At 40.5% G+C, this 13,401-nt stretch carries 10 protein-coding genes; 1 reads left to right on the top strand and 9 read right to left on the bottom strand.

Features of this window, described 5'->3' with window-relative positions; genetic code table 11:
- The 6 genes from moaA to PESP_RS07185 all read right to left on the bottom strand — a co-directional run bounded on the left by moaA (nucleotide 1) and on the right by PESP_RS07185 (nucleotide 9,882).
- Nucleotides 1–972: a GTP 3',8-cyclase MoaA gene (gene moaA, locus PESP_RS07210; RefSeq protein ID WP_089347414.1), complete on the bottom strand. Its 972-nt coding sequence runs from the start codon at nucleotides 970–972 to the stop codon at nucleotides 1–3.
- Nucleotides 973–1,013: 41 nt separating this feature from the next.
- Nucleotides 1,014–3,704 (bottom strand): nitrate reductase, encoded by a 2,691-nt coding sequence (locus tag PESP_RS07205; RefSeq protein ID WP_089347413.1) that lies wholly within the window; start codon nucleotides 3,702–3,704, stop codon nucleotides 1,014–1,016.
- A 21-nt stretch (nucleotides 3,705–3,725) separates the two neighbouring features.
- Complete coding sequence (locus PESP_RS07200; protein ID WP_089347412.1) at nucleotides 3,726–5,252, bottom strand: FAD-dependent oxidoreductase; 1,527 nt, start codon at nucleotides 5,250–5,252, stop codon at nucleotides 3,726–3,728.
- Nucleotides 5,253–5,460: 208 nt separating this feature from the next.
- A complete protein-coding gene (locus PESP_RS07195; RefSeq protein ID WP_089347411.1) occupies nucleotides 5,461–6,654 on the bottom strand; it encodes an alginate export family protein in 1,194 nt (397 codons plus the stop codon).
- A 9-nt stretch (nucleotides 6,655–6,663) separates the two neighbouring features.
- Nucleotides 6,664–8,403, bottom strand: a complete 1,740-nt coding sequence (locus PESP_RS07190; RefSeq protein WP_089347410.1) for a bifunctional protein-serine/threonine kinase/phosphatase — start codon at nucleotides 8,401–8,403, stop codon at nucleotides 6,664–6,666.
- A gap of 9 nt (nucleotides 8,404–8,412) precedes the next feature.
- A complete protein-coding gene (locus PESP_RS07185; RefSeq protein WP_089347409.1) occupies nucleotides 8,413–9,882 on the bottom strand; it encodes a NarK family nitrate/nitrite MFS transporter in 1,470 nt (489 codons plus the stop codon).
- A gap of 288 nt (nucleotides 9,883–10,170) precedes the next feature.
- On the opposite strand from PESP_RS07185, the gene PESP_RS07180 reads away from it, so the two are divergent.
- Nucleotides 10,171–10,929 carry a HesA/MoeB/ThiF family protein gene (locus PESP_RS07180; protein ID WP_089347408.1) on the top strand — a complete coding sequence of 253 codons (759 nt, stop codon included), beginning with the start codon at nucleotides 10,171–10,173 and terminating at the stop codon, nucleotides 10,927–10,929.
- On the opposite strand, the gene PESP_RS07175 is transcribed toward PESP_RS07180, so the two are convergent.
- Genes PESP_RS07175 through modA form a run of 3 tightly spaced genes read right to left on the bottom strand, consistent with a single transcriptional unit; the run spans nucleotide 10,926 to nucleotide 13,378 of the window.
- Nucleotides 10,926–11,960 (bottom strand): ATP-binding cassette domain-containing protein, encoded by a 1,035-nt coding sequence (locus PESP_RS07175; RefSeq protein ID WP_089347407.1) that lies wholly within the window; start codon nucleotides 11,958–11,960, stop codon nucleotides 10,926–10,928. The two genes, PESP_RS07180 and PESP_RS07175, sit on opposite strands and share 4 nt — an antisense overlap.
- A complete protein-coding gene (modB, locus tag PESP_RS07170) occupies nucleotides 11,953–12,639 on the bottom strand; it encodes a molybdate ABC transporter permease subunit (protein ID WP_089347406.1) in 687 nt (228 codons plus the stop codon). Before modB ends, PESP_RS07175 begins: the two co-directional genes overlap by 8 nt.
- Entirely contained in the window at nucleotides 12,626–13,378 is a 753-nt protein-coding gene (gene modA, locus PESP_RS07165; protein WP_089347405.1) for a molybdate ABC transporter substrate-binding protein, read from the bottom strand. Before modA ends, modB begins: the two co-directional genes overlap by 14 nt.
- Between the last annotated feature and the right edge of the window lie 23 nt (nucleotides 13,379–13,401).

Here is a 13,401-nt window from a genome sequence, read left to right as displayed (position 1 = left end):
TTAGCCGCCCAACATAGCTAAATGGGTTGTAGCGCCCGTTAAGCGCTTATCAAGCTCATGGCTAATAGTTTTATTGCCCATTGCTGCTTGAATAGCGTTTACAGTGGCTGCCGTATCTTGCTCATTTAAATGCGGGCGTAAGTCTATTCCCTGCTCAGCAAATAAACATAAATGTAGCTTGCCTAATGACGATACTCTTAATCGGTTACAGCTTTTACAAAAATCTTTACTGTAGGGCATAATTAAGCCAATGCGGCCTTTAAAATCGGGGTGACAAAACTCTTCTGCAGGGCCGTTTAATTTACCTCTCACTACCTGTAACCAACCTTTTGCTAAAAGCTGCGCTTTAACACTTTGCCCGCTTAAATGATTTTGTTCAAAAAAGGTGGCACCATTGCCTGTTTCCATTAATTCGATAAAGCGTACCGTTACTTTTTTATGTTTCACCCAGTCTAAAAAATCCTTCAATTGGTTTTTATTAAACTGCTTAGCCAGCACTGCATTTATTTTTATGTCTTTTATACCCAGCTCAATTGCCCGGTCTATCCCTTTTAAAATATGGGTTAGCTTGTCGTGTCCTGTAATTAATTTAAACATGCTTGGGTTTAAGCTATCAATACTAATGTTTAACGCATCTAAGCCAGCGCTGTAAAACTCATCAATTTTATTAAATAAGTTAAAACCATTCGTTGTTATGGCTACTTTTTCTATGCCTGGGGTGTTTTTACATAGCTTTATAATATCGGTTACATCACTGCGTAAACACGGCTCGCCGCCTGTAATACGCACTTTTTTTGTGCCAAGTTGCGCAAACGCATTTACTAAGGTGTTTATTTCGCTTTTATTTAAAAAGTTACGCGGGGTATCGCACTGATACCCGTTTGGTAAACAATAGGTGCAACTAAAGTTACACACATCGGTAATTGAGAGGCGCAAATAGTTAAACTGCCGACCAAATTGATCATTAAGCATATGCTTCCTTGGTGTTTATGTTATTTTTTCTAAATAGCACTTTAAATGACAACCGCAACATCAATACTGTTAGCGTTTTTTGTACCATGTTGCTTTATTAATTGGCTTAACTGCGTTTTACACGAACCACAGTTAGTGCCGCATTTTAATTTAGACCCCAATTGATCCACTGTATTTGTACCACTTTTAATGGCATTTATAATGGGTTGCTCACGTACTTTAAAGCAACTACATACTTGTGCGCCTTGGGTAAACTCTTCATCGGGGGTGGCATACAGCAATGACTGTAATTGGCTAAAGGTTATTAAAGGCTCTGCAAATAAATGATTTATCCACTCAAGTGATATGTCTTTTTGAGCTGACGAAACAACCGCAACAAACACTAACTGCTCGTTTTGAATACACTGAATATGCATTGCTTTTGCACTGCCCATTGCCGACCACTGCCCTTGTAACCCTGTAAGGGTTTGGCAGTAATAAAGTAAGTCATTTTGTGCCTCATTTAGCGCTAACTGGTAATTAACACAATTGCTTGCGTTAACTTTAAGCCAAAAATCACTTTTTATATTAAGCTCTGTTTTGCTAAAAATTTGCATGTACTGAGCAAACTGCGCTTTAACTAAATCAACGGCACCATGTTTGCATTCAGCTTGGCCCGAAATAGGGTCAACAACCGATTGATAAAGCCCACTTACCGTAGCGGATGAGGCAAATTGCTTGTTCCAATGAATAGGCATAAAACACTCACCTTTACGCACGGCATCCGTTACTTTTGCATGAGCTGTAACCTGCCCCGTTTTAGCATTGGCAGTTATTAAATCGTTTGCTTTTATATTTAATCTGCTGGCATCAATGGGGTTTATTTCAATGTATGGGCGGGTTATATGATTAGAAAGCGCTGTACTTTTCCCGGTGCGGCTCATTGTATGCCATTGATCGCGTATTCGCCCTGAGTTCATTACAAAAGGGTAATCGCTTGATGTTTGCTGCACCGGAAGTTTGGGCGTTATAGGTATAAAGCGGGCTTTTTTATCTGCGGTGCTAAATTGTTTATTAACAAAAACCTGCCCGTTTTTATATGGCTCATTTTTTAGTACCGGCCACATAACGGGTTTTAAGTTATCGTATTGCTGCTGCGAAAGCCCTACTAAGGCTGATAAGTTTAATAGCCTCTCACCGTTATTTTCAAAATCAGTAAGTTGTGCCCATTCTTCAAAAATGCCACTTGGGTTTGTAAAATCAAATCCTTCAAAACCCATTTTTTGGGCAACTAAACACATTATTTGCCAATCGTTTTTAGCTCCTGAGAAAGGCTCAACTAGCGGGCGCTGCCTTGATATTCTGCGTTCTGAGTTAGTCACTGTGCCGTTTTTTTCGCCCCATCCGGTTGATGGAAACGCCACATTAGCAAATTTTAGCGTATCACTTTTGGCAATACAGTCAGACACAACCACCAGCTCACATTGCTCAAGTGCATTTTGTATTGCTGCGTTATTAGGTAGGCTCACCATAGGGTTTGTTGCCATTACCCAAATAGCTTTTATTTTACCTTTGGCGATTTCATCAAACATATCAATAGCATTACACCCTGCTTTTTTAGCTATTGTTGGTGATTGCCAAAAACGCTGCACTAACTGTTGGTGCGCTTCGTTTTCAATGTCTAAATGTGCTGCTAATTGATTTGCTAAGCCACCTACTTCACGCCCACCCATTGCATTAGGTTGCCCAGTTATTGAAAACGGGCCACAGCCAGGCTTTAGTAATTTACCCGACGCTAAATGCGCATTTATAATGGCATTACACTTATCAACCCCTGAGCTTGATTGGTTAATACCCATTGAATAAAAACTAATGGCGGTGGGACTTTTTGCAAATAAGGCGAAAAAATCTTTCACTTGCTGCGCGTCGATATCACAAAAATCACTTACCGCTTTTACACTCCACTTTGTCGCCTCTGCAAGCGCTGTTTCAAAGCCATTTGTATGCTCGTTAATAAATTGTGTATCTAAATAGTTATGTTCACTTAAATAATTAAGTAAGCCGTTATAAAGTGCTCCGTCGCTGCCTGGTTTTATATTTAAAAAGGTATCGGCAAGTTCGGCTGTATCGGTTTTTCGCGGGTCGATAACCACTACTTTCATGTTAGGATTAAGCTTTTTTGCGCGCTCCATACGCTGGTATAGCACCGGATGAGTCCAAGCTGCATTCGAGCCAATTAAAATAAGTAGCTCAGTTTGCTCTAAATCTTCGTAGGTACATGGCACTACGTCCTCACCAAACGCACGTTTATAACCGGCAACCGCCGATGACATACAAAGCCTTGAGTTTGTATCTATATTGCCTGAGCCTATGTAGCCTTTCATTAATTTATTGGCAACGTAGTAATCCTCAGTGAGTAACTGCCCCGATACATAAAACGCAACCGATTCCGGCCCATGCTCTTTAATAATGGCGTTAAACCTATTAGCAACGTATTTTGTTGCAGCATCCCAGCTGGCAGGCTCGTTATCAATAAGGGGCGATGTTAAGCGGTTATCACTGCCGGTGGTGTCAAGCAAATGCGTGCCTTTAACACATAAGCGGCCAAAATTAGCGGGGTGCTCGCGCGTACCTTCAAGTTTTGTTGGGGTATTATTTAATAATGAAATATCAACCCCGCACCCTACACCACAATAAGCGCAGGTAGTTTGTTTAAGCAAAGGCGTGTTTGAACAAGTGTTTAAAGTTTCCATACTGCTCTCATATTGTTAGCGTTAAGCGCTCTGTGATACAGGTTCATCTACAGGGATAAGGGTGGCTATTTTATTATTAAGTGCACTACTAATAACGCTTTGCACTAATTTTTCACAGCCTCCACAGCCAGTACTTGCTTTAGTGGCTTGCTGCACATCACTTAAATCGCTGCAGCCTTGCATAACAGCGTGTTCAATGGTGTGTTTTGTAACCTTGTGGCACGCACAAATAATGGCATCACTTGGTAAATCATCAGCGCTTAGCTCACCAGTATCTCCTGCAAGCGGCATTATTAAAGACTCCGCGGGCACACTAAGCTCTATACTATTTAAGTGATACTGCAATAAGTTATCGTATTCGCTGGTATCGCCAACAAGTACAGCACCTATGAGTTTATTACCTTGCTCATTAGTGACTACTTTTTTGTAAATACCGTTTGGCTGATCTTCAAAGTAATAACTAATTGCGCCTTCACTGCGTGCATGGGCATCACCAATTGAACCCACTTCAACACCCATTAATTTAAGCTTGGTGCTCATATCGGCGCCGCTAAATTCATCAGTATTGTTTGAATTGTTATTTAAAGGTGTGTCTGAAGCTGTACTTGAAGAAAGCTGTTTTAGAACATGCCCCGCCGCTACTTTTGCCATAGCGTAGCCCGGTGCTACAAGGCCAAAAATAAAGTTATTCCAAAGGGCGCATTCGCCTATTGCGTATATGTTTTTATCACTCGTTTGGCAATGGTTGTTTATTACAATGCCACCGCGCTCACCTAATTCTAAATTAAACTCGCGAGCTAAATTATCGTATGGGCGAATACCGGCTGAAAATACAATCATGTCGGTTTCTAGGGTTTGCCCCCCCTTAAAACACATTTTATAACGGCTGTTTTTACCCTCAATAATTTGCTCTGTAGCCACTGAGGTATGCACTGTAACGCCGAGCTCGGTAATTTTATTTTTTAGTAACCGCCCACCAGCACTATCTATTTGTACGCCCATAAGTTGAGGCGCAAATTCTATTACATGGGTTTGCAAGCCAAGCTGCTTTAACGCATTTGCAGCTTCCAGCCCTAATAAACCGCCACCAATAACCACGCCGACTTTACTACCTTGTGCTGATTTTTTTATGGCGTGTAAATCGTTAATGGTTCTGTAAACTAGGCAATGCTCACGTTCTTTACCAGGAATAGGTGGCACAAATGCAAATGAGCCCGTTGCCAGTATTAGCTTGTCGTACGCAAATGATTCGCCTTTTGAGGTAGTCACCTTTTTTGCATCGCGGTTTATATCCACCACTTTAGAATGAGTATGAAAGCTGACTTGCCAATCTTGGTAGGTTTTACTTGAGGTAAGTGCTAAATCGTCTTCGCTTTTACCTTTAAAAAATGACGAGAGTTGTACACGGTCATAAGCGAGGCGGTCTTCACCACTGAGCACGGTAATATCAACATTTTTGCTATCACCTTGTTGTGATACTAGCTGCTGTACAAAATGATGCCCGACCATTCCGTTTCCTACGACGACAACACGCTGCTTGCTTGGCATTAAAATCACCTGTTTTGTTTAAAGTACTCATTACATAAATGAATACTGCAAACGTATAATTTATTATGTGATTGTTATAGCAATATGCAAGCCAGATATATAAATATTATATTTCAGTAACTTAACCAAATTTGTGCAGTGAAAAAGAAGTGAAAGCACCACAAGCTGACGCTATTGCACCAACTTGTAACGCTTTAAATTACGAAGGCTAAAATTTAGCACTTACCCATACCCATAGCTTTTGGGTATCGACTTTGCCTGCCGCGCTATCGCCTGCTGAATAATCGGCATATTTAGCGCCTACGGCATAGGTTTTATTAATAGGCTTAACGTATTGCACATTAAGCTCTGAGCCTAAATCATCAACCCCATTGACGCTGTCGTTTGCATTAAAGCTGTGATACGCCACTAACCATTTACCGTCAAAGGCTTTACCATTTAAGCTTATATAAGTGTCATCAAGCCCTTGTGCAGGAGTTGCTAAAAACGTATCAGCCCAACCATTAAATTTATGCATTGTGGCAAGCGGCGTAGCAAAACCATAATCGCCATTATCAGAACCCAGTGACTCAATACCGGCTTTTAATGTAACGGTTTCAATGCCTAAACCGCCTAAATCAATACCGCCTTCAAACGCATAATAATCTGCGTCAAAATCGCTCATACTCGTTGATGCAGATTGCGTGGCGTACTCAGCTTTGTAGTAAAATTTAATATCGCTGAGCGTTTTATTACCATTAAAAGAAACGCCATAGGTATCTAAGCTGTCATCATCTACCGCATCGTTACTTAATAAATAACTGTATAAAACCACCTTACCTACGCTTGTTTTAAAACTTGCATTGATAAGGTGATCTGATGAATCAATATCTTTGTTATCGGCAAATATACGGTTGCGCTTACTTATGTAGCTATAGTGCAAGTTAATGTCATTAAACGTGTAATTTACTGTTGCAGCATCAAAGGTCTGCCTGTCTTGCCTAAAACCAACGTGGCCGACAAACCGCTGCCCATCAAGCGCTATTACTTGCCTACCCACTTTAATTGATAAAGCATCTTTTGCGTACTTTATAAAACCCTGATCTACTTCTGTGATTTCTGGGTCCGCTATTACTGAGTAATTAGTATTTTTACCCAATGTATTATTGTAATCGTCTACACCTAACAGGCTTCGGCTGTCTTCAACTTCAATAAGTGCAGAAAAACCATTCACTTCATCTGTTTTATGAGTAAGGCGTGTACGCAGCGTTAAGCTACTTGCATCTTTTAACGCGTTATCTTGCTCTGCGCTTTCAAAACGCAGTCTAAAGTTAAGATCGGTTTGCGCCGCTTGGCTTATTGAAGGCGCAGTTAAGCTACCCAGTATAAAAATAATAGGTAAGTTTTTTTTATGATTTAACATGTTTATCTCTTAATTTTTAATTATGAGTACACACACCAAGGCTATAAATAAGCACAACGAAATACTTTTCCAGATTAAAACCGGATCGCGTTTCATTATTGAGTCTTTCGGGGCGGTACTTTTTAAATGTGGATTAGGTTTATTGATATCACTTATAAATTCAGAAAATGCGTGGTATCTAAATTCGGGTTTGGGAGCCAATGCTTTCATTAAAGCCTGATCTAACCAAAACGGGATATCTGCTCTGTGTTTACGAATACTTGTGTATTGCCAGTGACTGTAATCTTTTGGTACATGATTATGCGCGAGTGGCTGATACGGCAATTTTGAACATAATAATTCGTACGCAACAACGCCTAGCGAAAATAAATCGCTTTTAAAATCGGCGTGCATAGTAATAAGCGTCTCTGGTGCGGTATAATCTACCGTCCCTTGCGGGCAATCATCTGCAATTTGCTTTACTGACTCATCCATAGCCGCAACACTTACCGTGCCGTAATCGATTAATGTTACTTTGCCATGAGCGTCTATCATCACGTTATCGAGTTTTAAATCGCGATGCACCATATCCAAGCGCTGAAACGCTCTAAGTGCTTGTACTATTTGTTCAATAATACTGCGCACTTGGGTAATTTCTGGATGCGGCACATCATGCTTCCAATCACTCAGTGTTTGCCCGTCCATGTATTCGCAAATATGATATAAAAATCGGCTTTGCGATTGCGTATTTAAAACCTTCATTACATTGGGATGATTAATACGTTGCCCCACCCAGCCTTCTCTTATAAAGCCTTGAAGGTAGTGCACATCGTCTTCAAAATTTACCGAAGGCGCTTTTAATACAACAGGCGGTGTATCGGGTGTTTGTTGCACTAAATAAATGTGCGAGCGGCTACTAGCGTGTAATTCACGGATAACAGTAAAGTCATCAATTTTTTGGCCAACCTTTAACGGTGGCGGAATTTTTCGCCTAGTTAAAGAATGATATAACTCGTCTAAATTTTGTTTTGCAATACTATTCACTTTTACAAGTAAGCAGCTTACGTTGTCGTTACTGCCTCTTGTTATGGCAAGCTCTGTCACTGCTTTTGCTGCGTGCTCTAAATTAGTATGCTCATCAATTAGCTTTTGTATATCACTGTATGGCAACACATCGTGTACACCATCGCAGGTAAGTATATAAATATCATCAGCTTTAAGTTCAACTTCGTATACATCAATTTCTTGATGAAGTTGTGCGCCTAAAGCTCGCGTTAGGGTATCGTTTACTTTATGGTCGCGTGTTATCGCCTCCATACTTTTTGCACGTAAACGCGTAATTCGGGTATCACCTAAATGAAAAATATAACCCGTGGCCGATTTTAAAATAAGCGCTGTAAACGTGGTCATCCAATCTGCTTGGCGCTGGCCAAGGTGATTGTAATTAACCGATTGCGAATAGAGCCACTGATTTAAACTGGCCAATACCTTAGATACCGACTTTTTAACGGCCCAACTTGGTGGTGTATTTAAATACTCATTTATAAAGTGCGTTACCGATAACTGTGACGCTTGTTTGGCATTTTTTGCTGATGAGCACCCATCGGCCAAGCAGGCAATAACCCCTTTTGACTCTTTTTCTTGCGCTTGAGTATTAAGGGCAGCAAACGCATCTTGGTTTTCGGTTTTTATACCTTTGCTGCTATAGCCACCAAACTCAACGTTAAGTTCGTTTTTAAGTGCGCTGGCTTTTTGGGTTTCATCAAACATAAGGTTGCCTTAAGTCACAGAAATAAGTTCAACGGTGCCATCTTCGTTTACTTCTGTGATATGGCCATCAGGTTCTTTCATAAATAACAAAGCACCTAAACCTAACAATGCGCTTGCCGCGATAATCATAAAGAATGTTTGGTAATCAACTAATGAAAGCGCCGTTAAATATACAACAGCTCCTACATTACCGTACGCTCCCGTCATACCTGCAATTTGACCCGTTAAACGGCGTTTAATTAGTGGCACAGCCGCAAATACAGCACCTTCACCTGCTTGCACAAAAAACGAACATGCCATGGCAGCGGCAACTGCAAGCCAAAGCGGCCAGCTAGCATCCACTAAACCCATAACAAAATAACCTACAGCTAAGCCGGTGGTAAGTACAATCAGTGTTTTACGACGACCCATTCTATCTGAAATCCAACCACCACCAGGGCGAGAGGCTAAGTTCATAAATGCATAGGCTGATGCAAGTAAACCTGCGTACACCATATCAAGGCCAAATACTTCCATAAAAAATAATGGCAACATAGATACAACGGCAAGCTCTGAGCCAAATGTTGTAAAGTACAGAACATTTAAAACAGCCACTTGCTTAAACTCGTAACGATGTGACTCTGGAACAGGTTGTTTAAAAATATGGCCGTTTATATCAAACGTTTTATACACTTCGTAAATATACAGCAGTACTAAAAACGCGTACGTCCCTATTACCAAATTTTCAGAAAGTAAGCTTGCGCCCGATGGCGAAAGCTTCCAGGTAAGTAGCGCTAAAGCACCGTACATAGGTAGTTTCATTATCAGCAGCAGTACAAAGTCGCCTTTACTGGTTACTTCCATTGCCCCTACTTTTTTAGGCTTAAAGTAAGTGCCGCCTTTAGGCGTGTCGGTAACGTTTATATACCAAATAACACCAAAAATTACGCTTAACACACCCGTTAAGCCAATCGCATAGCGCCAACCATCGTCACCGCCAAACATAAGCGCTAATACTGGTAATAGCATTGCGGCTGCCGCCGAGCCAAAGTTACCCCAGCCGCCGTAAATACCTTCGGCTGTACCCAACTCGTTTGCCGGGAACCACTCGCTCACCATGCGAATACCAACAACAAAACCCGCACCAATAAAACCAAGTGCAAAACGGGCAATAGCGGCTTGCTCAAATGTGGTAGCCATTGCAAACATAAAACACGGGATACTACATAAAATGAGTAGAGCTGCGTATACAATACGCGGGCCAAATTTATCGGTTAGCATACCTACTACAACACGCGCAGGAATAGTTAAGGCAACATTTAAAATAAGCAGTGTTTTTACTTGTGCCATAGTAATACCTAACGAACCCGCTATAGCACCTAATAATGGTGCATGGTTAAACCAGACAAAAAATGAGATAAAAAACACCATCCAGCTTAAATGCAGTATTTTCATTTTTCCGCTAAACGATATGAGATTAAACCCAGTACTCGGTTGCATGTTATTTTTTCCTTGTAACGATTATTGTTTTAAGCAGTACATACTACTTTGGTAGCATATATACCGCGCCAGTTGTTAATTTAACGTTAACCATATTCAGCAATTACTAAGCCAACAATTAAAAAATAACAAATTCAGTAAGTTACAATTTTCGCTATTGATAATAATTTCGCTTTGCACTATTTAAGTAGCAGCGATGGGCGTTAACAGTGCAAAGATTTTTAAAGCTTTACTTGCTCTAGGTTTTAACTACTTGGTATTGTTACAAAAAAATTTGAGCGTACATTTATGCAAAAACCGCCATTAACTTATCAACAGCAATTACGTTATTCTCGCCACATTATGCTTGTACAACTTGATATAGATGGACAAGAAAAACTATGGCAATCTCATGCGCTTATAGTGGGTTTAGGTGGCTTAGGCTGCCCGGTTGCACAGTACTTAGCTGCCTCAGGTGTGGGAACATTAACGCTTGTAGATAACGATCTGGTCGATGCTACAAACTTGCAAAGGCAGGTGCTTTATAAGCAAACAGATGTGGGAAGCTTAAAAGCACACGCCGCTAAAGCGCAGTTAACCAGCTTGAATGATGAAATAGATATACACACAATTGATGCTTTTTTAGATGAAGACTTTGCACTTAATACGCTATTAAACACTGTTGATGTGGTTATAGATTGCTCTGACAACATAGCCACGCGAAACCTACTCAATAGCGCCTGCTATAATACCAATACGCCGTTAGTATCGGGCTCTGCAATTAGAATGGAAGGCCAAGTTGCCTGTTTTACCATGGCACAAAATAGCCATTGTTATGGGTGCTTATCACAGTTATTTAGTGAGCAAACACAAAGCTGCTCAGAATCGGGGGTCCTTTCCCCAATTGTAGGGTTAATTGGCAGTATTCAAGCCACTGAGGCACTTAAATTATTAGCAGGCTTGCCGAGTAAACTCACTGAACAACTATTACTGGTAGACGGGCTTAGCATGGAGTTTAACCGCTTTAACATTACAAAAAATAAGCACTGCGCGGTGTGTGGTGCTTAATTAGTCTCTAGATTATTAATGCTAACGTACAGTAGCTCACCTTTATTTACCTCATTTTGCTGCCACTGGCGTTTTGATGCGGTGCAATAAATTAGCTGAGTATCGACGGTAATTGTAAGCTGGTATTGATTATTAATAAGCTTGGCGTGTTCAAATACACCTATGAGAACATTACAGTCACTCGTAGCACTAGGCTTAGCTTTGCTGCAAGTAATTTGCGCGCTTTCTACTATTAACTTTTGGTTTTTCTTGATGTGCTCAGGCGCTACATATAAGCTCTGATTACTGTTGTTTAGTGTAAGTTTGTACACCTGAAAATTTTCATCAAATTGTTGGTTGCTATAATTTAATACGCTTAACGGCGTTTGGTTGTTGCTTGCATAAATAGCATTGGCAACTTGCTGTGCATTGCCCTCCGCTAGCACTTTACCTTTAACTATGTGTAACAGGGTATCGCTGCAAAAAAGCAGCTCTTTTAAAGAGTGACTCACAATTATGAATTTAATGGCGTGCTGCTTATTTAGCTCTTGTACTGCGCTAAGCATATTAAAGCGAGTGTGCCAATCTAGTGCGCTAAAGGGCTCATCAAGTAATATTACCGATTGTCCGCTTAAAAGTGTTCTGCCAAAAATAACGCGCTGTTGCTCACCGCCCGATAAGCCCGATACATCACGGTTTAATAATGGTTCTAAGTTTAAAAGCGCGCTAACCCGCTCAAGAGTTAAAGTGGTTGATTTGTTTTTACAATGCTTTTGCGTAAATTGTAAGTTACCCAAAACATTTAAATGCGGGAACAACGGGCACGATTGCAGTTGTAAAGTAAGTGCGCGTTTATCAGGCGCTAGATGAGTAATGTTTTTATTATTAATATAAACACTGCGTGCACTGTTAAGCCCAGCTATAGCGTGCAACAAGCTTGATTTACCTGAGCCAGATGGCCCAAACACACCTAATACATTAAAGTCATTAATGCTAATATCTACATCAAGATTAAAGCTATCAAAAACTTGCTTACACTGTAATTTAAGCACGATTAGCGTCTCCGTTTATCACGGTTTTATTAAACTTAAATAATAAAACTAAACACGCAAACGAAATTGCAAGAAGCACTAACGACAACTGATGCGCAGCACCATAGTTTAACGATTCAACATGGTCATAAAGCGCAATAGACACCACTTGTGTTTCGCCTTGAATATTTCCGCCTATCATTAATACTAATCCAAATTCGCCCAGTGTATGGGCAAAACCCAGCGCAAATGCACTGCCTATACTGGGCTTTAATAATGGCAGCGTTAAATAAAAAAAACGCTTAATTGGGCTGATCCCAAGCGCTACCGCGGCCTGATTATACGTTGTATTTATTTGTTTAAACCCTGCAAGTAAAGGCTGCATTACAAAAGGCAATGAATAAAATAACGAGCCTATAACCACACCTTGAAAACTAAACGCAAGTTGAGTACCTGTTAACCAAAACCAAAACTGGCCAAACGCATGGGTTGGCGAAAACAACACCAATAAATAAAACCCCATTAATGTAGGAGGCAGTACTAGCGGCATTGCAATGAGCGCCTCTAAAATGGGTTTTAGCCTGCCCTTATAGCTTGCCAGTTTCCATGCAAGGGGGATGCACAGCACAAGTAAAATGGCTGCAGTTATAAATGCAAGCTTTATGGTTAACCAAAGCGCGGTTACATCACTTGCTAACATGTGCTTCCTTTGTTTTGTAGCCTTCAGTTTGCAGCAATTTGGCAGTACTTGGCTGGGTTATAAATGCCATAAATTGCTCGGCAGCTGCTAAATGGCGGCTTGCACTTATAATAACCCCTTGTTGCGTGATCTCTGGGTATTGATTGATTGGCACAAGCTCATAATTTAAGTATTTTTTATCATTATTTTTTTTGTAAGCTGCCTTTAGGGTAGATAAAGCCACTAAGCCCTTAGCCGCATTACCGGTTTCTACAAACTGAAATGCGTGAGTAATATTATTTGCATACACAAACTCATACGGTGGGTTAATATAATTTTTAGCGTAATGCGCCGATGACTGCCCATAAGGTGAAAAACGCGGGTTAGCTATCGCTAATTTATTATTTATTGCGCCCGTACTAGGCTGCCACAGCGCTAATAAACCTATGGCATACGTAGTAAGGCTACTTTTTATTGCAAAACCGTCTTTAATAAGCGCTTGCGGGCGAGCGGCATCGGCTGATAAAAAAATATCGTAAGGCGCACCATGCATTATTTGAGAATGTAATACGCCACTGGAGGCCGCAGAAATTTTTATATTTAAATTTTTAAGCGCTGGGTTTTTTACCAGCGTTTGTAGTACAGGTTTAAAATTACTTGCTACCGCTATGTGTAGTGTTTCTTTAGCGTGTAAGGGATTACTCAATACAGCTAACAGTATTAACAAATAACCACGCCATGTATTGTAAAGCTTTAACATTATAAGTATTGTTTTAAAAATCA

This window comes from Pseudoalteromonas espejiana DSM 9414, from assembly GCF_002221525.1.
GTDB lineage: Bacteria > Pseudomonadota > Gammaproteobacteria > Enterobacterales > Alteromonadaceae > Pseudoalteromonas > Pseudoalteromonas espejiana.
Note: the sequence above shows the minus strand (reverse complement) of the source record. Positions and strands in the feature narration are given on the sequence as shown.